At 35.6% G+C, this 20,135-nt stretch carries 20 protein-coding genes; 7 read left to right on the top strand and 13 right to left on the bottom strand.

All coding sequences use genetic code 11. The features are described 5' to 3' along the window. Positions 1–231: 231 nt before the first annotated feature. From EG344_RS00810 to EG344_RS00865, 12 genes are all read right to left on the bottom strand, one after another. Positions 232–2,958 (bottom strand): sodium-translocating pyrophosphatase, encoded by a 2,727-nt coding sequence (locus EG344_RS00810; RefSeq protein WP_123907846.1) that lies wholly within the window; start codon positions 2,956–2,958, stop codon positions 232–234. 330 nt (positions 2,959–3,288) lie between these two features. Continuing rightward, positions 3,289–3,900 (bottom strand): inorganic pyrophosphatase, encoded by a 612-nt coding sequence (locus tag EG344_RS00815; RefSeq protein WP_123907847.1) that lies wholly within the window; start codon positions 3,898–3,900, stop codon positions 3,289–3,291. A gap of 17 nt (positions 3,901–3,917) precedes the next feature. Next, positions 3,918–4,430, bottom strand: a complete 513-nt coding sequence (locus tag EG344_RS00820; RefSeq protein WP_123907848.1) for a hypothetical protein — start codon at positions 4,428–4,430, stop codon at positions 3,918–3,920. Between the two features lie 36 nt (positions 4,431–4,466). Then, complete coding sequence (locus EG344_RS00825; protein ID WP_123907849.1) at positions 4,467–5,399, bottom strand: phytanoyl-CoA dioxygenase family protein; 933 nt, start codon at positions 5,397–5,399, stop codon at positions 4,467–4,469. Between the two features lie 76 nt (positions 5,400–5,475). Beyond that, complete coding sequence (locus EG344_RS00830; protein ID WP_123907850.1) at positions 5,476–6,387, bottom strand: hypothetical protein; 912 nt, start codon at positions 6,385–6,387, stop codon at positions 5,476–5,478. After that, positions 6,384–7,061 carry a RadC family protein gene (gene radC / locus EG344_RS00835; RefSeq protein WP_123907851.1) on the bottom strand — a complete coding sequence of 226 codons (678 nt, stop codon included), beginning with the start codon at positions 7,059–7,061 and terminating at the stop codon, positions 6,384–6,386. The genes EG344_RS00830 and radC overlap by 4 nt, the downstream gene beginning before the upstream one ends. A 24-nt stretch (positions 7,062–7,085) precedes the next feature. After that, the gene (locus EG344_RS00840) at positions 7,086–7,664 is read right to left on the bottom strand and encodes a murein L,D-transpeptidase catalytic domain-containing protein (protein ID WP_123907852.1); all 579 of its coding nucleotides are present in this window, start codon (positions 7,662–7,664) and stop codon (positions 7,086–7,088) included. Positions 7,665–7,678: 14 nt separating this feature from the next. After that, positions 7,679–8,347 carry an ABC transporter ATP-binding protein gene (locus tag EG344_RS00845; RefSeq protein WP_123907853.1) on the bottom strand — a complete coding sequence of 223 codons (669 nt, stop codon included), beginning with the start codon at positions 8,345–8,347 and terminating at the stop codon, positions 7,679–7,681. Between the two features lie 100 nt (positions 8,348–8,447). Beyond that, a complete protein-coding gene (locus tag EG344_RS00850; RefSeq protein ID WP_123907854.1) occupies positions 8,448–8,969 on the bottom strand; it encodes a hypothetical protein in 522 nt (173 codons plus the stop codon). 178 nt (positions 8,970–9,147) lie between these two features. Next, complete coding sequence (locus EG344_RS00855; protein WP_123907855.1) at positions 9,148–10,746, bottom strand: pyruvate dehydrogenase complex dihydrolipoamide acetyltransferase; 1,599 nt, start codon at positions 10,744–10,746, stop codon at positions 9,148–9,150. A 109-nt stretch (positions 10,747–10,855) separates the two neighbouring features. Continuing rightward, positions 10,856–11,857: a pyruvate dehydrogenase (acetyl-transferring) E1 component subunit alpha gene (gene pdhA, locus EG344_RS00860; protein ID WP_123907856.1), complete on the bottom strand. Its 1,002-nt coding sequence runs from the start codon at positions 11,855–11,857 to the stop codon at positions 10,856–10,858. A 316-nt stretch (positions 11,858–12,173) separates the two neighbouring features. After that, positions 12,174–12,605, bottom strand: coding sequence for an NIPSNAP family protein (locus EG344_RS00865; protein WP_123907857.1), 432 nt, complete (start codon positions 12,603–12,605; stop codon positions 12,174–12,176). Positions 12,606–12,880: 275 nt separating this feature from the next. Between EG344_RS00865 and EG344_RS00870 the strand changes: the two genes are divergently transcribed. Beyond that, positions 12,881–13,483 carry a phosphatase PAP2 family protein gene (locus EG344_RS00870; protein ID WP_123907858.1) on the top strand — a complete coding sequence of 201 codons (603 nt, stop codon included), beginning with the start codon at positions 12,881–12,883 and terminating at the stop codon, positions 13,481–13,483. 8 nt (positions 13,484–13,491) lie between these two features. Beyond that, positions 13,492–13,980: a BlaI/MecI/CopY family transcriptional regulator gene (locus EG344_RS00875; RefSeq protein WP_123907859.1), complete on the top strand. Its 489-nt coding sequence runs from the start codon at positions 13,492–13,494 to the stop codon at positions 13,978–13,980. Positions 13,981–14,012: 32 nt separating this feature from the next. Here EG344_RS00875 and EG344_RS00880 read toward each other — a convergent pair whose 3' ends face one another. Continuing rightward, positions 14,013–14,378, bottom strand: a complete 366-nt coding sequence (locus EG344_RS00880; RefSeq protein WP_123855642.1) for an RNA recognition motif domain-containing protein — start codon at positions 14,376–14,378, stop codon at positions 14,013–14,015. 426 nt (positions 14,379–14,804) lie between these two features. Between EG344_RS00880 and EG344_RS00885 the strand changes: the two genes are divergently transcribed. The 5 genes from EG344_RS00885 (at position 14,805) to EG344_RS00905 (ending at position 20,133) form a co-directional block, all read left to right on the top strand. After that, positions 14,805–15,218 carry a DUF6157 family protein gene (locus EG344_RS00885; protein ID WP_123907860.1) on the top strand — a complete coding sequence of 138 codons (414 nt, stop codon included), beginning with the start codon at positions 14,805–14,807 and terminating at the stop codon, positions 15,216–15,218. A gap of 96 nt (positions 15,219–15,314) precedes the next feature. Continuing rightward, positions 15,315–15,710, top strand: coding sequence for an acyl-CoA thioesterase (locus tag EG344_RS00890; RefSeq protein WP_123855640.1), 396 nt, complete (start codon positions 15,315–15,317; stop codon positions 15,708–15,710). Continuing rightward, positions 15,707–16,267: a helix-turn-helix domain-containing protein gene (locus EG344_RS00895; RefSeq protein WP_123907861.1), complete on the top strand. Its 561-nt coding sequence runs from the start codon at positions 15,707–15,709 to the stop codon at positions 16,265–16,267. Before EG344_RS00890 ends, EG344_RS00895 begins: the two co-directional genes overlap by 4 nt. A gap of 253 nt (positions 16,268–16,520) precedes the next feature. Next, positions 16,521–19,400, top strand: coding sequence for a heavy metal translocating P-type ATPase (locus EG344_RS00900; RefSeq protein ID WP_123907862.1), 2,880 nt, complete (start codon positions 16,521–16,523; stop codon positions 19,398–19,400). Between the two features lie 4 nt (positions 19,401–19,404). Further along, a complete protein-coding gene (locus EG344_RS00905) occupies positions 19,405–20,133 on the top strand; it encodes a DUF72 domain-containing protein (protein ID WP_123907863.1) in 729 nt (242 codons plus the stop codon). Positions 20,134–20,135 lie beyond the last annotated feature (2 nt).

Below are 20,135 nucleotides of genomic sequence, written 5' to 3' on the forward strand. Positions count from 1 at the left end.
GGTTGGAAATAACAAAGGCACAAAAGATTTAAACAGCATGCTTTTGTAAGACACAAGAAAATTAAATATTCTCAATAAAGAACACTGTAGTTTTGCCACGAATACACGAATTAATTTTATCACAGATAAAGCCTCTGTGCCTTAAAAATCTGATTTCATTATGTAAATACTTTGAGTTAACATACAAAAAAGCATCGCTTTTGCGATGCTTTACTATTATTTATATTGATCTTAAAGAGCCAGAACTCTTACATCAATTCTCCTGTTTTTAGCCTTACATTCTTCAGTATCATTGGCTTCACAAATAGGATGTTGTGAACCATACCCCTCAGCTTCTATCCTATCAGCTGAAATTCCCAACTCCAACAGCTTAAGTTTTGCGGTCTGAGCTCTCAGGTTAGATAACTTTTGATTACTTTCTTCATTTCCACTATTGTCTGTGTATCCTCCTAATTTTATTTTCAGATCAGGATATGCATTTAAGATTTCAACAATATTATTCAGCTGTAATTCATAACCTGCTTTTAAATCACTTGATCCTGTTTCAAAATAAAGGTTTTCGATGGTATACCACTTATTAGGATCTAAAACAGATTTATCTTTCTGATTCACAGAATTATAAAACTGATACAACTGACTGGTTTCTCCTAATTCTATTGTTTTTCCGCCTTTCAGTTTTACTTTTTGCAGATTTCCGGTTTCATAGACAAAATCTCCACTTTCATTAAGATGCCCTTTTACTTCACCCGGAACAACAGGAACTTTAAGTTCTGAAGACATTGCAGCAACTCCTGAAACTCCCATTAAGCTTTCTATTTTTGCCTTTCTGTTGGCTTCAATCTTATCCTTATGCAAGACCGCTAAAGTAGGGGCAATCACCAAAGAAACAATTGACATTAACTTAATCAGGATATTCATTGACGGCCCGGAAGTATCTTTAAACGGATCTCCTACTGTATCTCCTGTTACAGAAGCTTTATGAGGTTCTGAGCCTTTATAGTACGTCTGACCATTAATATCAACCCCTTTTTCAAATGACTTTTTGGCATTATCCCAGGCACCACCAGCATTATTCTGGAACATCCCCATCAATACACCACATACAGTAGCTCCTGCAAGGAAACCTCCCAGTACTTCGGGACCAAAGATAAACCCGATCAGCAATGGTGAGATAATGGCAATAGCTCCTGGCAACATCATTTTTCGAATAGAAGCATCGGTAGAAATCGCAACACATTTTTCATATTCCGGCTGGGCTTTTCCTTCCAGAATTCCCGGGATTTCACGGAACTGTCTTCTTACTTCCTCCACCATGGCCATGGCAGCTTGTCCAACGGCAGTGATCGCTAATGAAGAGAATATAAACGGAATCATTCCACCAACAAAGAGACCTGCCAGAACATCCGCTCTGTAGATATCAATGCCGTCAATCCCTGCAATCCCAACAAAGGCTGCAAACAGAGCCAACGCCGTTAATGCTGCAGATGCAATGGCAAACCCTTTTCCTGTAGCAGCAGTTGTATTTCCTACAGCGTCCAGAATATCTGTTTTTTCACGGACTTCTTTTGGAAGCTCACTCATTTCAGCAATACCTCCTGCATTATCTGCAATTGGTCCAAATGCATCAATAGCAAGCTGCATCGCTGTAGTGGCCATCATTCCGGCAGCAGCAATGGCAACTCCATATAATCCGGCACATAAATAAGATCCGTAGATTCCACCTGCCAGTACAATAATCGGAAGTAATGTTGATTCCATTCCTACAGAAAGTCCCCCGATAATATTGGTTGCATGTCCGGTAGAAGATTGTCTCACAATACTAGAGACAGGTCTTTTCCCCATTGCGGTATAATATTCAGTAATAATACTCATTAAGGTTCCTACAACCAACCCTACCATTATTGCCCCGAATACTCCCATTTTGGTAAATTCATGCCCCCTTAGAATCATTTTTTCAGGAAGAACATAAGTTACCAGAAAATAAGATGCTATAGCTGTAATCACAATACTGCCCCAGTTTCCTAAATTCAATGCATTTTGTACGCTGGAAGTGGATGAACCTTCATTATCATTGATCTTTACAAATAAAGTTCCTATCATGGAAAAGATAATTCCTGTTCCCGCAATCAACATTGGTAACAAAATCGGTGCAAAACCTCCGAATGAGTCATCAGAAATGGTTTCTCTTCCCAAGACCATTGTTGCCAATACAGTAGCTACATAAGATCCAAAAAGGTCGGCACCCATTCCTGCAACATCTCCCACATTATCTCCCACATTGTCTGCAATAGTTGCCGGATTCCTTGGATCATCCTCAGGAATTCCAGCTTCCACTTTTCCTACCAGGTCAGCTCCAACATCTGCCGCTTTTGTATAAATACCGCCACCTACTCTTGCAAAAAGAGCAATAGATTCAGCACCAAGGGAAAATCCTGTAAGAATTTCTATAGTGGTTTCCATTTCGTGGGAATCTACTGTGGCTTCCGGTGCAAAAATCTGTTTAATAATTAAAAATAAAGCTCCTAATCCTAACACGGCAAGTCCTGCCACTCCCATTCCCATCACAGAACCTCCTGTAAAAGAAACTTTAAGGGCTTTAGATAAGGAAGTTCTTGCTGCTTCTGCAGTTCTTACATTGGCTTTAGTCGCTATTTTCATTCCAATAAAACCTGCTGTCGCAGAAAAAATAGCCCCCACCACAAAAGCAAGCCCTATACTCCAGTGAGAATTGGCATTACTTGATCCCATTACTGCCAAAAGAATGGCCACAACGACGACAAAATAGGCTAAGACTTTATATTCAGCTTTTAAGAAAGCCATGGCACCATCAGCAATATGTCCGCTGATTGTTTTCATTTTTTCATTTCCTGCATTCTGTTTACTTACCCAGTTGCTCTGAAGAAATGTATACACCAAGGCTACGACACCAAAAATTGGCACTAACACAAATAGATCCATAGTTTAATATTTTTTTGGTAATAGAAAAATAAATATAATAAATAATTACCATCAAAGCATTAAAAAAATCATGGACTTATCATTGCCAACTAAAAGAATCTTAGATAAAGATGACAATTTCTTTAAAAATATGACAGATTGAAAATCAATATAAAAGCTGATAAAATGGGGATTGAAAGCTGTTTTCAATTTTTTAAATCATTAAGAGGAATTAAAACTTAAAGAGTATTAAGCCTAGCTTCATTTTAGGAGAAAACTTTATTTTTATTCCAAAAAAAAGGATAAACAGTTTCCTATTTATCCTTTTTGTATGATGTATATCAGAGAATCTTATCCCCCAAATTTATCTGCATAGTCTGTTTGAGAAGCTTTAATCACTTTTCTTGCATGCTCAGCACCGTAAACCTCTTGAATTCTGCATTTTGCAGGCTCATCCGGTAAGTTTTTATATGTTAGGAAGTAGTGCATCAATCTTTTTACTTCCGCTTCTGGCAACTCAGTAATATCTCTAAAGTGTCCAAAAGCATGGTCATTGATCATTACTGCTACAATTTTATCATCGGCTTCACCACCATCAATCATTTTAAAACCTCCGATTGGAATAGCTTCCATCAATAAACCTCCTGCGTGGATATTGTGAGAACTTAAAACACAAATATCAAGTGGATCATGATCTCCCATTGTCACATCAGTAGCTCCTGATTCTATAGCCAGTCTCATCACTTCTTTATCACAATATGTTCTTGGAACAAAACCATATAAAGCCGGGATGATATTAGAGAATTTCTGAGGCCTGTCTACTTTTAAATATCCTGTTTCTTTATCTACTTCATATTTAATAGTATCTGAAGGAACAATTTCCACAAATACGTTTACAACATTTGGCGCATCTTCTCCTGCAGAAATTCCGTGCCATGGATGTGCTTTAAAATTTGGAATCATTATTTATCTGTTATTTTTTAAGTTATTATTAAAATTTCTTTTCTTAAATCTTCAATTGTTTCAGCAACGTAATCATTGCTTTCCATATAGTTCATGATGAAGATGGTTTTGAACTCATCCAGTTGCACCTCTCCTTTCAAACCGTCATAAGTTTTATGAAGAAGGTCTATAATGGCATTTTTAGAGTCCACAATATTTTTCCAGGAGTTTTTCGTTACATAAAGCTGTTGGGAGGAATTGTATTCAAACTCTTCATTGATTGCTTTTTCTGTAAGGAAAATAAACTCATGAACCGCCAATCCCTTATCAAATCGCTGGATTATATTGGAAGGCTTTATTCTATCCAGAAACAAAGTCATTCTCTCATAAGAATGGGCTTTATTCTCCGAATTCGACTTCACGGTAAGTAATTTGAGTTCCTGGTTTTTAAGAGTAATATACGAGTGTACAAATTGTCTGAGCAAAACCAAAAAAGGAATTGCAATAATTAATGCAAATGCATAGGGTAAATATCCTGAAAGACTCGTCATAATTTTAGACTGCAAAATTACTAATATTTTCTGATATTACAGTTCAAATAATGCAGGTCTTTGTGTAACTTCATGGTAGCATACACTGTTTTCGTCAAAAAAGTGATATACAAGGCTTTTTCGGGTTCTGTTTTTATCAGTATGAGGCTCTCCGCCGTGCAGAATATTGGCATGCCAAATTAACATATCCCCTTTTTTCGCACGGAAAACTTCTTTTTTCAGCCCTAATTCTTTGACCTTGTTTTCCAAAAATTCTTCGTAAGCTTTATAGCTTTTCTTCCCTATTTTGAAAGCGGTACCTTCATTATCATAATCAGAATTCAGGAAATAAGGTAATTTATGACTTCCCGGAATATAATGTAATGCACCATTATGTTCATCCACATCTTCCAGAGCAATCCATACTCCTAAAAGTCCTCCCAATGGGAAAGTTGTCATGTGAATACTATCTGAATGGGTTTTCTGCTGGCTTCCGTTAATAAAATTGATACTTTGAAACAATTTGGCTTTACCGTCAAGCAAAACAGACAGAAACTCCAGCAAATTTTTATCGCTTCCTATATTTCTAATGATTTCAGAATGATGAATCGCAAACATAAGTTTGCCTCCATAATGGAATTTTAAGGTTCCGTCTTTCATTAGCTTTTCAATCTCAATATTGATGTTTTCTGCAGTTTCCGGACTAATGAAATTTCTTAGGATCATGTATCCGTTATCATCATAACGAAGAGCACTTTCCTTATTTTCTTCTGATAAGCTTTTAAAAAAAGCAGTGGACAAAAGTTTATTTTCAGCAATACTCCTTTGTGTTTGAGGGAGATGAGCAAAATCTTTACTTGAAATACTTGAAAAATAGCTCTTGTTGACCCCGTACTTTTTATATAATGGGATATTATGCTTTAACTTACTTTTCTTAAAGAAATTATAAAGCATATAAGCTAATTTATAATGACGAATTTGCTGTAACATAACGGTTATTATAAGTGTTTTTTAAAGGTACGGAATAATACTAACTTAGAACCAATCTAAACAATGCTTTTTATCATTAAAAAATCCGTCCTTTTAAAAGTAAAGATCCTAATTTTTTAAACAGGTCTTTTTTGGAAGATTCTATGACTGCATAAGGTTTCAACTCTGGGCGGAATCCTCTAAAAAATTCTTCAATATTCGGAATATCTCCCCCTTCAAAATCAAAAATATGAGTCTCTATTGTCTCTTTAATCATCCGGTCAATCAGTACAGAAGCTCCGGAAAGTTTTACATATTCTTTATTACTGAAAGTTCCTAAAAGCGCAACCATATTACAATCCGAATAAGTGGCAATAGCATTAATAATTTCACCATGATAATAAAAAGCTAGAAAACTCAAATATTTGAAATGGTAAGAGGCTTTATAGATCTCCATAAAACCAGCCAGATCACTTTCTTTGCCAAGCCCTACGATATTGGATTCTATAAAAGGTTTTATATCATCATAAGAAACACTTTTTACTTCTGAATGATCCAATACTTCCTCATCCAGCCTTAGTTTCCGTTTTCTTTTGGGAGAATACCGGGCATATACTTTCTCATAAGCATCAGGATAGATCAAAAAATTTTTCTTTATTCTGAGTTTTGTACGAAGTTCATTACCATCATTAAATGGATACACTCTAATGAGATAATGGCTCTCCAGATAATCTAAAAACTGTTCATTCAGATTTACATTATCCTTATGAGAGAAAACGCCTAATTGCTGGCAAAGTTTTGGATTATGAACGATTTTCACTCCATATTTTCTCACAAAAGGGATTGGCATTACTGCTTCGTAATCATTATATACAAGTACTTCCCATTGTTTGGGTGCTGTAATGTCTAAAAAGTCTTTTGTTGCAGAGTATTTTCTTTGCTCAGAATTTTCTAAACATTGAGAATATTTTACAAAATCAATTTCATGGTATTTCAATCTTCTTATCATAATAATCCTGCGTCCGAAAAGCTAAAATATGAATTCTGTGTAATGATAATATGGTCTAAAAGCTGAATGCTTAATACATTTCCAGCTTCTTTTATTTTTTTGGTAATGTTAATATCTTCTTTGCTTGGCTTAAGGCTGCCTGAAGGATGATTATGAGCAATAATCACTCCTGTTGAAAAATGCTCAAGAGCTGTTTTAAATAGCACCCTGACATCTACGATAGATTGGCTGATTCCACCTTGTGTTAGCTGTGAAGTGTATATTACTTTGTTGCTGTTATTTAGAAAAATAGCCCAAAACTCTTCAGTTCTTAAATCTGACAAATGATTTTTCAGGATTGAATATGCATCATGACTGTTTCCGATCACTGAACGCTCCGGAATTTCTTGTCCCGCTCTTCTTCTCCCAATTTCCAAAGCTGTAATAATGGAAATGGCTTTAGCTTCTCCTATTCCTTTGAATTTCATCAGATCTTTAACGGAAAGCAAACTTAACTGATGCCAGTTATTGTTTACAGAGGCTAAAATCTTCCTGGCCAGTTCCAACACACTCTCTTCCCTATTCCCACTTCCCATGATAATGGCTAAGAGTTCAGAATCAGTAAGTGAATTCTTACCTTTTTGTAAGAACTTCTCCCGTGGTCTGTCGTCTTCTGCCAGAAATTTTAAGGACATATGGAATTAAGTATAAATTATAGGTTAATAAAAGGCATATAAAATAATAGGCAGCTCCGACTTGTCAATATATTTCGCAGTCTCTTTAAAAGCATTAACTGAAAGCATCGGGCAACCCAGGCTCAATGAGGTTGCTCTTTCAGATTCAACATCTGGAACGCTGCTAAAAGAATGAAGAACAATTGCCCTCTGCATAGCGTTATCATTAGTTGGATCCAACCCTTTTAAACGATAAGCTTTTCCAAATTGTCCTACATAGCTTCCTCCAACGGCATATTTTCCAAGAGAAGACTGATAAGAACCTTCAATATTACTGAATTTCAAAGCATTTGATCCTGAGATTACAGATCCTGAACCATGCGCTACGATAGCTTTTTGTACTATTTTATTATTTTTCAGATCGTAAATGAAGTAGCGGTATTTTCCGGATGGAATTTTAAAGTTAATAAAAATTGCCAGATCCTGATTATAACCTTTATCTTTAATGAAGTTTTTAATTTCTGAAATTCTGGATTGGGGAATTCCCAACACCTCTGCCTGCTGTGATTCAGCTTTTGAGCAGGAAACTAAAAGTATAAAAAGAAAAAGGAAATGTTTCATCATTGGTGTAAAAAAAGCTATTCTATAATCATTCCATCCTTCATGACAAGCTTACGGTCGGTAATTTCAGCCAGATTCGGGTTATGGGTTACAATCACAAAAGTTTGATTATACTTATCTCTAAGGTCAAAAAACAATCTGTGAAGGTCGTCCGCATTTTTTGAATCCAGGTTTCCCGTAGGTTCATCAGCAAAGATAATTTTAGGTGAATTGATTAAAGCCCTTGCAACGGCTACCCTTTGCGCTTCTCCACCGGAAAGCTGATTGGGTTTATGATTCAGTCGTTGTTCAATTTTAAGATCCTCAAACAGGGCATAAGCTTTTTCAAGAGACTCCCTTTCGTTAGCTCCTGCAATTTTAGTAGGAAGCAAAACATTTTCTAAAGCAGTAAATTCAGGAAGCAGCTGATGAAACTGAAATACAAAACCAATATTCTGATTTCTGAATTTTGATAATTGCTTATCATTCATATTGATAAATGACTTACCAGCGATCTCAATTTCAGTATCATATTTTCCGGATTGAGTGGGATGATCCAACGTTCCTAAAATCTGCAGCAATGTTGATTTACCTGCTCCGGATTCTCCTACAATAGAAACCACTTCTCCTACTTTAATGTGAATATCAACTCCTTTCAGTACTTCTAAATTCCCATAAGATTTATGGATATTTCTTGCTTTAATCATGATTCAAAAATAGTAAATATAAATAGAACAAAACAATATTGTAACTATAAATATAATAAATACATCTACTACTAAAAGCCAATAATCAATGGAAGAATATTCAAAATAACCTTATTAACTTTTTTCCTGTAGTGTGTAGTATTTTCTTATACCGGTATTCTTTATCTATAGTATAAGATTTCCCTTCTAATCCATACGTAAGCTTAAGATTTAAAGTATAATCTGAATGATCACAATTGACATAAAAATATCTCGCAGCAGCGCTATGATGAATTATTTCATTGGAAGATTGTTTAAAGAGAATACCTTTGCTGCTCTGTAAATTCTCCACATCCACAGGAATTTCTTTTCCATCTGAACGAAGAGTTACTTTAATGTTATCAATAACAACAGCAGGCTCATTCTCTTTCTTACTGTCAGTAAATAAAAATGTATTAATCGTGTAATAAATATCACCGTCTTCGCTTCTCAAACTCGGGCTTAAACTAAAAACATTATTTTCTGAAAAAATAGTATTTTCTCTGGGCTCCGATTCTAAAACATATTCAGAATCACTTGCCAAAAAGAATACACCTAATATAGCAAGCACAATTATAACACAAACAACCCCTATCTTATTCATCGTTTTTTGTTTTTATAGATTCCGGAAAATTATTTCATAAATATAATGTTTTTTCATGAAGAGAATCAGAATACAACGACGTTCCGCAGGCTTACTCCATATTTAGATTCTCTCTTTAAGTGCCCAAAAACAAAAAACCTCCCAAATTGGGAGGCTTTATTATTTTCAATTCAGAAAATTACAGTAACAAAGTTAATGGATTTTCTAAATATGTTCTTAAAGTTTGTAAGAATTGAGCACCTGTAGCACCGTCTACAACTCTGTGGTCACATGCTAATGAAAGTTTCATTGTGTTCCCTACTACAATCTGACCGTTCTTAACGATTGGCTTCTCAATGATTGCTCCTACTGAAAGGATCGCAGAGTTGGGCTGATTAATGATACTTGTAAATGTCTCGATTCCGAACATTCCAAGGTTAGAAATAGAGAATGTAGATCCTTCCATTTCATTAGCCTTAAGACCTTTATTCTTAGCTCTTGAAGCCATATCTTTTACAGCTGCAGAAATCTGAGTGTAAGACATTTGATCCGTATTCTTCAATACAGGAACTACCAATCCGTCAGGAATAGCTACTGCCACTCCAACGTTAATATTTCCTCTGTGGATGATCTTATCACCTGCCCAGCTTGAATTTACCTGAGGGTGTTTTCTTAGAGCAATCGCAGTTGCTTTAATGATCATATCGTTGAATGAAATCTTCGTATCCGGAATAGAATTGATCTCTTTTCTAGCTTCAATGGCTTTATCCATGTTGATTTCAACCATCAGATAATAGTGAGGAGCAGAGAACTTACTTTCAGAAAGACGTTTTGCGATAATATTTCTTACCTGTGAGTTTGGAGTCTCTGTATCTTCTCCCTGAACGAAGTTTACAGCAACCTGCGCAGCAGCACTTGCAGCCGGAGCTGAAGCCGCTGATTTTGCAGCTGGCTGATAGTTTTCAATATCTTTTTTAACGATTCTTCCGTTTTCACCTGAACCTTGAACACTATTGATGTCAACTCCTTTATCCTGAGCCATTTTCTTAGCTAATGGAGAAATTGCCACTCTGTCAGAAGATGAAGTGTTAGCAGCCGGAGCAGCTTTTTCTTCAGTCTTAGCTTCTGCTTTTTGTTCAGCTGGTTTTTCTGATGCCGGAGCAGCAGATTTAGGAGCTCCTACAGATGAAATATCAGTTCCTGCAGGGCCAATAATAGCTAATACAGTATCAACCGGAGAAGCACCTCCTTCTTCAACACCTTGCTTCAATAGTACTCCATTGAATTCAGATTCGAAATCCTGTACTGCTTTATCTGTTTCAATTTCAGCAAGAAGGTCACCTTCTTTTACTGTATCACCAACATTTTTGTGCCACTTAGCAACCTTACCTTCTGTCATTGTATCAGAAAGTCTTGGCATTGTAATCACTTCTACTCCTGCCGGAACTTCTGCTGAAGCAGTTTCCACAGTTTCTGCCTTAGGCTGTTCTTCTGATTTTGTTTCTTCAGAAGCTGCACTGGGAGCAGCAGCACCACCTGTTAATCCTGAAATATCTTCTCCTTCATTACCGATAATTGCCAGAACAGAGTCTACAGCAGCTGCAGCACCTTCTTCTACACCAACGTATAAAAGGGTACCTTCTATTTCAGATTCGAAATCCTGAACTGCTTTGTCAGTTTCAATTTCAGCTAAAATATCTCCTTCCTTTACTTTATCTCCTACTTTTTTATGCCATTTCGCCACTTTACCTTCCGTCATAGTGTCGGAAAGGCGGGGCATCGTAATTACTTCTGCCATAATTTATTTTAATTTGAAAATTTAGCAATTTGAAAATCTGAAAATTAAAAAAGGATGTCGTATCATCTCATTCTCAAATTTTCAAATTGTCAAATTAACTCATTATCTTTTAGTTTTCTAATTTGTCTAAGAATGGATAATCTTCCTGAGCATACACATACTCATAGATTTTCTCAGCGTCTGGATATGGAGAATTTTCCATAAATTCGATGCACTCTTCAACAAAGTCTCTTGACTTGTTATCCATAGCTTCCAATTCAGCTTCTGTAGCCCATCCGTTTTCAAGAATTCTGTGTTTTACCAATTCAATTGGGTCATCATTCTTATGAATAGCTACTTCTTCTTTAGATCTGTAAGGCTCAGCATCAGACATAGAGTGTCCTCTGTAACGGTAAGTTCTTGCTTCAATAAATGTCGGCCCGTCTCCTCTTCTAGCTCTTTCAATAGCTTCGTAGGCAGCTTCGGCTACTTTTACAGGATCCATCGCATCTACAGCAAGACAAGGCATTTCATACCCTAATCCTAATTTATAGATATCTTCGTGATTCGCTGTTCTTTTTACAGAAGTTCCCATTGCATATTGGTTGTTTTCAACAACAAATACTACAGGAAGTTTCCAGTTCATCGCCATGTTGAATGTTTCATGTAATGAACCTTGTCTTGCAGCACCATCTCCGAAGAAACAGATATTCACCGCTTTTCTGTCGAAATATTTATCTGCAAAAGCAATACCTGCTCCCAAAGGAATTTGTCCTCCAACAATACCATGTCCTCCGTAGAAACGGTGCTCTTTACTGAAAATGTGCATAGATCCACCCATACCTCCGGATGTACCTGTAGCTTTACCACAAAGTTCAGCCATGATTCTCTTAGGATCTACTCCCATCGCCATTGGATGGATGTGACATCTGTAAGCAGTAATCATACTATCTTTTGTAAGATCCATTGCATGTGTAAATCCGGCAGGGATTGCTTCCTGACCATTATACAAATGTAAAAATCCTCTGATCTTTTGTTTTAGGTAAAGAGAACGGCATTTGTCTTCAAACCTTCTCCACATTGTCATATCTTCATACCACTTCAGGTATACCTCTTTAGAAAATTCTTTCATGTGTTAGCTCTTGCTTTTTTATGATGAAATAGTTGAGCAAAATTATGAAAAAAACTTTGTTTTTATTGTATGCATAAGTAACTTTTCGTTTTTTCTGTAAAATCTACTTGCAGGCGGAATGGATTATTCTTAATTTTCGACCCTAAGAAACATTTTCAAAATAACATTCCGGTTGTTATTTTCTTATTGAAATATATAAGAAATCAGCCTGCCAGTATAGTTTCCCTGAAACAACTGGTAAAACTGGGATCAAAAAAAATCACATTTTACTCCTCCCAATTCTTTCATCTTTAATTATTGTTAATATCTCTTTTGGTTATTTCAAAAGCGTCTTTTCCGGTGAAAATTCTGTAATTTTCAAGGTTCTGTCTTCAATATTATTGACAAAATCACCATGAAGCTTTGCAGTCTGCATCTTAATATCTTTCCATTCTTTATCTGCCATAAAAGCCTGCCATGCAATTTTCATAGTATTTTCATCTGTCCATTCAAGCAGGTAAACAAATTCTGTTTTTCCTTCAAATTCAGACTCCCAAATGGATACGATATTGAATCCATATTTTTTCATGATTCTCAAGGCGTGGTCTCTAAACCGATCTAAAAAAACTTGCTTGTTCTCCTTCGGAATTTCATAGATTCTCAATTGATGAACAGGAGTTTTTGTGGAAGAAAATTCTTTTGAAGAATAATTTTGTCCAAAGATCAGACTCCCTGAAAGAAGCAGAAAAAATACAAGTAATTGTTTCATATATATAGAGATTAATGTTAGTTTATTAATTTACATGTAAGCCTTTCTTACCTTTACGATTTCAGAAATATTCAATGAAAATTATTTTTTTCTTCTTTAAAACAGAAGTTATTAAAGTTAAATATTTTCAAAAAGAAACAAAAGAAATATCTCATATCTTAAAGATCATTAACGCTTACCACTATTTTCAACATCTTGCAATCTATCTATAGAATCAGCCAACCCTCATTTGTTTTTTGGGCTTATAATCTTATATTTGACTTTTAAACTTAAATATGGAAGAAAAAAAATCTTCGCTTCTCTACAAAGTCTCAAAAGTTATCTCAGATTTCTTCAATCCATTGGTTTCTCTGATTATCTTTTTTGTGTATATGAGCATCAGGGAGTACACATTTAAGGAATCCCTGCTTTATTTTCTGCCTATACTATTAATGATTATTGTTCCAGTCATTATATGGCTAATATGGAATGTAAAAACAGGAAGATATACTAATATGGATGTTTCCAACCGGATACAGAGAAAGACACTCTATGTATTTATTGCAGCCTGTGTTGTTATTTACCTTGTTTTTAATTATATCAAAAATGGATATATTGATCTGGTGACCCTTTTTATTTTAATTTTGCTTTTTGCCCTTCAGATCAGCAATTTTTTCATTAAAAGTTCAATGCATACTGCATTTAATGTATTTGTAGCTGCATTATTTTTCACTTTAAACTGGAAAATGGGCCTTATATGGCTTGGGATTGCCTGCTTGGTGGGTCTTACCAGAGTTATTTTAAAAAGACATACGGTAAAAGAAGTATTTATGGGAGCTGGAATAGCTTTTATGGTATCTTTTATTTACCTTTATTGCAATATACAATTTCAACATTAGAAGAATATATGAAAATCAATCATCTTACTGCCGCAGAAGAAAACTTTATGAAGCTGTTTTGGAAAATGGAATCTTTCTATCTGAAGGACGTTATGGAGCAGCATCCGGAACCTAAACCACACCAAAACACGGTTTCCACATATTTGAAAATATTGGTTGAAAAGGGATATCTATCTACGGAAAAAGAAGGGAGGATCTTCAAGTACACGGTAATTGTTCCGTTTGAAGAATACAGAAAATTCCTGCTAAAAGAACTCACACACAACTTTTTCAATGATTCCGGAAAAGAAATTCTTGAATTTTTGTTTAGTGAAAAATTGCTTACACAGAATGATCTTAAAGGCTATTTTGATCTTAAAATTGAAATCAAGCCTACGAAAATTGAAGAACCAAAATTTGAAGTCGCTGAAGAGATATTAAACCCGAAGAAAGAGAAAAAGGTAAAAATCAGCAAAGAGAAAGAAAAAGACAAAAAGAAGAAGAAAAAGAAATCATAAAAAAAGCGGCTTAAAAAGCCGCTTCATATTTTTTACCAACGATTTCCGCCGCCGTTACCGCCACGGTTGTTACCACCGTAACCTCCGCCACCATTTCCACGATTGTTACCACCGTAACCTCCGCCTCTGTTGTTGTCGAAGCTTCTTCTTGGCTTCTCTTCTCTTGGCTTAGCTTCAGATACGTTTAATGTTTTTCCGTTGAATTCTTTTTGATTAAGAGCTTCAATAGCCTGCTGTCCTTCTTCATCACCCATTTCAATGAAACCAAAACCTCTTGAACGGCCAGTTTCTCTGTCTGTTACGATTTTAGCTGATGATACATCACCAAATTCTGCAAATAGATCGTGCAACTCATACTCTTTAGTTGCGTAATTGATGTTTGAAACAAAAATGTTCATTTTAAAATAAATTAAAAAATTAATAAAAATTTGGTATATAAAAGAAAAGCAACATAAATTAATGAACAAATATTGATTCCAAATATAAACGTATGCAAGATACAATTAAAAACTTCAAATCAAAGCTTTTTTTTATCTCTTTCTCACATTCATTTGAATTTAGTTTATACATCCACCCAAAAACAATGATTAAATTACTGAATATCAATTTATTAAATAGAAAACAGCATAAAAAGTTAAAGTTAGTTAACATAATAAATTTTTCTTTTAATCATTGTGAAAAGGAAATAATTACTCCGAATAACTGAAACTATCTGCAAGGTTAATAGCTTCTCAACAGATGATATTTTAGAATACATAGAATAATAGTATATTTATAAATTACCTTTACCCTCCTATTTACAAAGTTATTAATTGGATTTTAAGATGAAACAACACACCACCAATTACCTCAATACTTTCATAGAAGTTGCTGAAGACTGCCCTGTTTCCCGGGCACAGATTCCACCTGAAAAAAAAGAAAAGACATTAGCTAATCTTCAATATGAGAAAATCAGTAAGAATCCTTACCAATATTCTTCCGATGATATTATTTTTGAATGCTATGCTTTTAAGAATGATATTCCAGACAATGAAAAACAGGCGGAAAGAGACAAATTCTTTTCCAAAGGTCAGGCGTGTCTCCGCTCTTCCCCTCTAGCCAAAAGATATGGATTCGGGTTTCATCATAATAAGGAAGGGAAAATAGCCTTATATCCTATAGAAAGTGAAGAATATCACAACCTATTAAATGATCCCGACATCGTGAAAACAAAAGCAATGCGCTCCAAAAGAAAATGATTGAGAAAATGAATAATTCTCTTCAGATCAATAAATACGATTCTTTTGATAACCCCAGCTTTTAACACTAAATTTGTACTGCAAATTATTAAGAACATGAACTACCATACAAGAAAATGGGTAAAACCCGAAGATTTAAATCCTAACCACTCTCTTTTCGGAGGAAGACTTTTACAATGGATCGATGAAGAAGCAGCATTATATGCTATCATCCAGCTTGAAAATACGAAAGTAGTGACTAAATTTATATCCGAGATCAATTTTGTAAGCTCCGCAAAACAGGGAGACATTATAGAAATTGGTATTGAAGCCACTCATTTTGGCTCTTCTTCTATTACTTTAAGATGTGATGTCCGCAATAAAATGACCCATCAGACGATTATCACTGTTGATAAAATCGTAATGGTTAATCTGGATAGCAATGGAAATCCTGCACCTCATGGTAAGACCCAGATTGAGTTTGTAAAAGACAGGTTAAACAGTGGAATATGAAAATTTTCATCAAGAATATGGTTTGCAACAGATGCATTGCTGCAGTAGAAACCATTTTTAATAATGCAAATATAAAGACCAATTCTATTATTCTGGGAGAAGTGGAAACGGAATCAGATGTCTCCACAACCATCATGCAATCTATTGAAGAAAAATTGCTTGCAACCGGCTTTGAAAGAATCATGGACTCTTCATATCAGCTTATTGAGAAAATTAAAAATCTCATTATTGTAAAAGTTAGTGAACTTGACATTGATGAAGATTTTCTTCTTTCTGAATTTTTAAGCTCAAAGCTTCATAAGGATTACAGCACCCTTTCAAAAACCTTCTCACAGAATGAAAACATAACTCTTGAGCAGTTTTTTATTCTTCAGAAAATAGAAAAAGTAAAGGAACTCCTTTTATATAATGAATTCAACCTTACGGAAATTGCAGGAAAACTGGGCTACAAAAGTGTTCAGCATCTTTCTAGCCAATTCCGTAATGTTACCGGATTCACCCCTACAGAGTTTAAGAAATTAAAAGATCATCACAGGAAGTCTCTTGACAGCCTTTAATTGAGTTTGAGAGGTGGAGAGTATTAGAGTTTGAGGGTTGGAGGGGTGGAGAGTCTGGGAGTGTTAGAGTCAGAGAGTTTAATGTTATAATAAACAATCACCCCATAACCTCCACTCTAATACCCTAATACTCTCAAACCCTAATACTCTCAAACCCTAATACTCTCAAACCCAAATTCTATAACTATTATCCTTAAATTTATAACAGCCTTAGATTTTCATTTTGGAAATTTGCAGTATAAATTTAAGAATCATGGAACAACAGTATAAAATACTCGGAATGACCTGTTCCGGTTGCCAGAAAAAAATATCCAATCAACTGAACAGTATTGAAGGAGTTACAGCCGATGTAAACCTGGAAAACAATACTGCTACTATTGTCTCTGAGCACGCGGTTGCTCTTTCCGTTTTAAATGATTCCTTAGCAGAAATAGGAAAGTACAGACTTGAAGATCCTAATAATCCTGAAAAAGCTTTTATAAAACCTCAGGATCGAGTATCACCATCTTCTGTATACTATTGTCCTATGGAATGCGAAGGTGACAAAGTATATTTCAAACAGGGCGAAAGATGTCCGGTTTGTAAAATGTATTTAGTTCCAATCGAAGAAAAACTGGCAAAAGATCCTAATCACAAACCGACTTATTCAGCAACGAATCTTCCGGAAAACTTTAAAGACAGTGTTGGAAAATACTATTGTCCAATGTTCTGTGAAGGAGATAAAGTATATGATGAAAAAGGAGACTGTCCTGTATGCCACATGCACCTGGAAGAGATCTCTGAAGATATGGCTAAAAATGCAGTTTCACACCATGCCCATTCTCACAATCACAATCACAATCACAATCACAACCATAATCATAATCACAGCCACCACCATGAAGCGCCAAAGGTTACAGATGAAATGGCAGGAAAGTATTACTGCCCGATGTATTGTGAAGGAGATAAAACCTATGATTCCAATGTAGGATGTCCGGTTTGTGGAATGGATCTGGTGAAATATCCGGAAAAGAAAACGGCAAAATACACTTGCCCTATGCACCCTGAAATCATTAGTGATGAACCGGGAAGCTGCCCGATCTGTGGAATGGATCTGGTAAGAATGCCTGACAGTGGAGACGATGAAGAAGATGAAACCTACAACATTCTGAAAAGAAAATTTCTGATCTCACTGGCATTTACCATTCCTGTTTTTATTCTATCCATGGGTGGAATGTTTATAGATTTTCCTTTCTCACATCAGATTCAAGGGTTCATTGAGCTGGCATTAACGCTTCCGGTTATGTTTTATTCCGGCTGGTTTCTGTTAAAAAGAGGCTGGGTTTCATTCAAAACATGGAATCTTAATATGTTCAGTTTAATTGCACTTGGAGTAGCTGCTGCATTTATTTTCAGTATTATCGCATTAGCTTTCCCGGATATTATTCCTCATGAAATCCGTGGACATAATCATGAAATCCCATTGTATTTTGAAGCGGTCTGTGTTATTCTGACCCTTGTTATTCTGGGCCAGCTGATGGAGGCTGCAGCTCATAAAAAAACGGGTAATGCTATTAAAGAACTCATGAACCTTTCACCGGATGAAGCCAATCTCATGGTCAATGGTGAAGAAAAACGGGTATTGCTTTCTCAGGTGAAAATCGGGGATCTTTTAAAGGTAAAACCAGGTGAAAAAATTCCGGTTGATGGAAAGATCATAGAAGGAAACTCTATCGTGGATGAAAGTATGATTACTGGTGAACCCGTGCCTGTTGAAAAAACAGTTGATGATAAAGTATCTTCAGGAACCATCAACGGAAACCAGGTATTCATCATGAAGGCTGAAAAAGTAGGTGATGAAACCTTACTTTCACAAATTATTAAAATGGTGAATGAAGCCAGCCGAAGCCGTGCACCTATCCAAAAGCTGACAGATAAGGTATCAAAAGTATTTGTACCCGTTGTCATTCTTATTGCCGTTCTTACTTTTATTCTGTGGCAATTCTTTGGTCCGGAAGGGAAAAGAAGTTTATTTGCTTTTGTGAATGCTGTAGCCGTTTTAATTGTAGCATGTCCCTGTGCTTTAGGCCTTGCCACCCCAATGTCCTTAATGGTAGGAATTGGAAAAGGAGCTAAAAACGGGATTCTGATCAAAAATGCAGAAGCCCTTGAGCAAATGAATAAAGTAAATGTTCTGATTACTGATAAAACAGGTACCTTAACAGAAGGAAAGCCTTCTGTAGAGCATATTGAAACAGCAAACGATGAAGATAAAAGCCAGATTCTAAAACTGGCATTCTCACTGAATCAAAACTCTGAACACCCACTTTCCAATGCAGTTATTAAAAGAGCAAAGGATGAAAATATCTCTGCTGAAAAAGTAGAACAATTTGAAAACGTTTCAGGAAAAGGGGTGAAAGGAAATATTAACGGAAAAACAGCTTACCTTGGAAATGAAAGCCTGTTAACCGCCCACCAGATCCAGATTCCCAATGCATTAAAGCAGAAAGCAACAGAAGTACAATCTAAAGCCCATACCATTTCTTATATTGCACAGGGTCAGGATGTATTAGGATTTATTAGCTTTACAGATAAAATTAAAGCAAGCTCTAAAAAAGCAGTAGACCAATTAATGAGTGAAGGAGTTGATATCATCATGATGACCGGAGACAACGAACACACCGCAAAAGCTGTTGCAGAAGAATTAGGCATCAAACATTTTAAAGCGAATTGTCTTCCTGAGGATAAGCTCAATGAGGTAAAAAAACTACAACAACAAGGTAAAATTGTTGCCATGACCGGAGACGGAATTAATGACTCTCCTGCCCTAGCCCAAGCCAATATAGGCATCGCTATGGGAACCGGTACCGATGTAGCTATTGAAAGCGCAGAGATCACCTTATTAAAAGGAGATATTTTAGGAGTAGCAAAAGCAAAATTACTAAGTGAAAAGCTTCTTAAAAACATTAAAGAAAACCTGTTTTTTGCCTTTATTTATAATGTTTTAGGAATTCCTGTTGCGGCAGGATTATTGTATCCATTCTTTGGAATTCTGTTATCACCGATGATTGCCGCCGCTGCAATGAGCGTGAGTTCATTATCTGTGATTCTGAATTCGTTGAGATTAAACTCAGTGAATCTGGATATAAAATAATAGTATGAAAAAAGAAAATCTTTACATCGGATGTTCGGGATTTTATAATAATGACTGGAAAGGGTCATTATATCCTGAAAATACACCAAGTAAAGATTTTCTTTCTTTATATGCGAAAGTGTTCAATGCAGTAGAAATCAATTCCACATTTTATAGAATTCCTACCGCTAAAACACTTTTAAAATGGTATGATGAAACTCCGGAAGCATTCAAATTTTTTATCAAAATCCCAAAAACCATCACCCATCAAAAACGTTTGGCAGACACAAAAGAAGAGGTTATAAAATTCTGCCAACATATCTCTAGTCACCTTCAACAAAAACTTTCCGGATTCTTGTATCAATTTCCACCATCTTTTAAAAATACTCCGGAAAATATAGATCTGATCATGAACAATATGGACAACCATTTTTTAAATGTCATTGAGTTCCGTCACGAATCCTGGTGGAAAAATGAAATTTTTGATCTTTTGAAAAGCAATAATATTGTTTTCTCAGGAGTCAGTTTCCCCGGAAACCTTTCTGAAAATGTCATCATCAATCATCCTGATATAATATACTACAGACTTCACGGAAAACCGATACTGTATAAATCCGAATACAGCGAAAACTTCCTTAATAACCTTGCAGAAAATCTTGCCAATACCCGGCAGACTGCATTTATATTCTTTAATAATACCTGGGGAACTGCTGCTATTATCAATGCAACCTACCTGAAAAGTCTTTTAAAATAAGC

The sequence above is a fragment of the Chryseobacterium sp. G0162 genome, assembly GCF_003815715.1.
Lineage (GTDB): Bacteria > Bacteroidota > Bacteroidia > Flavobacteriales > Weeksellaceae > Chryseobacterium.

What these genes read in the sequence shown, in the direction of transcription:
- EG344_RS00890 (WP_123855640.1), top strand. Translation starts at nt 15,315, where the DNA reads ATGAACTACCATACAAGAAAATGGGTAAAACCCGAAGATTTAAATCCT.
- EG344_RS00825 (WP_123907849.1), bottom strand. Translation starts at nt 5,399, where the DNA reads ATGTTACAGCAAATTCGTCATTATAAATTAGCTTATATGCTTTATAAT.
- EG344_RS00885 (WP_123907860.1), top strand. Translation starts at nt 14,805, where the DNA reads ATGAAACAACACACCACCAATTACCTCAATACTTTCATAGAAGTTGCT.
- EG344_RS00850 (WP_123907854.1), bottom strand. Translation starts at nt 8,969, where the DNA reads ATGAATAAGATAGGGGTTGTTTGTGTTATAATTGTGCTTGCTATATTA.
- EG344_RS00870 (WP_123907858.1), top strand. Translation starts at nt 12,881, where the DNA reads ATGGAAGAAAAAAAATCTTCGCTTCTCTACAAAGTCTCAAAAGTTATC.
- EG344_RS00810 (WP_123907846.1), bottom strand. Translation starts at nt 2,958, where the DNA reads ATGGATCTATTTGTGTTAGTGCCAATTTTTGGTGTCGTAGCCTTGGTG.
- EG344_RS00855 (WP_123907855.1), bottom strand. Translation starts at nt 10,746, where the DNA reads ATGGCAGAAGTAATTACGATGCCCCGCCTTTCCGACACTATGACGGAA.
- EG344_RS00815 (WP_123907847.1), bottom strand. Translation starts at nt 3,900, where the DNA reads ATGATTCCAAATTTTAAAGCACATCCATGGCACGGAATTTCTGCAGGA.
- EG344_RS00895 (WP_123907861.1), top strand. Translation starts at nt 15,707, where the DNA reads ATGAAAATTTTCATCAAGAATATGGTTTGCAACAGATGCATTGCTGCA.
- EG344_RS00905 (WP_123907863.1), top strand. Translation starts at nt 19,405, where the DNA reads ATGAAAAAAGAAAATCTTTACATCGGATGTTCGGGATTTTATAATAAT.
- EG344_RS00840 (WP_123907852.1), bottom strand. Translation starts at nt 7,664, where the DNA reads ATGATGAAACATTTCCTTTTTCTTTTTATACTTTTAGTTTCCTGCTCA.
- EG344_RS00845 (WP_123907853.1), bottom strand. Translation starts at nt 8,347, where the DNA reads ATGATTAAAGCAAGAAATATCCATAAATCTTATGGGAATTTAGAAGTA.
- EG344_RS00830 (WP_123907850.1), bottom strand. Translation starts at nt 6,387, where the DNA reads ATGATAAGAAGATTGAAATACCATGAAATTGATTTTGTAAAATATTCT.
- pdhA (WP_123907856.1), bottom strand. Translation starts at nt 11,857, where the DNA reads ATGAAAGAATTTTCTAAAGAGGTATACCTGAAGTGGTATGAAGATATG.
- EG344_RS00880 (WP_123855642.1), bottom strand. Translation starts at nt 14,378, where the DNA reads ATGAACATTTTTGTTTCAAACATCAATTACGCAACTAAAGAGTATGAG.
- EG344_RS00900 (WP_123907862.1), top strand. Translation starts at nt 16,521, where the DNA reads ATGGAACAACAGTATAAAATACTCGGAATGACCTGTTCCGGTTGCCAG.
- EG344_RS00875 (WP_123907859.1), top strand. Translation starts at nt 13,492, where the DNA reads ATGAAAATCAATCATCTTACTGCCGCAGAAGAAAACTTTATGAAGCTG.
- EG344_RS00820 (WP_123907848.1), bottom strand. Translation starts at nt 4,430, where the DNA reads ATGACGAGTCTTTCAGGATATTTACCCTATGCATTTGCATTAATTATT.
- EG344_RS00865 (WP_123907857.1), bottom strand. Translation starts at nt 12,605, where the DNA reads ATGAAACAATTACTTGTATTTTTTCTGCTTCTTTCAGGGAGTCTGATC.
- radC (WP_123907851.1), bottom strand. Translation starts at nt 7,061, where the DNA reads ATGTCCTTAAAATTTCTGGCAGAAGACGACAGACCACGGGAGAAGTTC.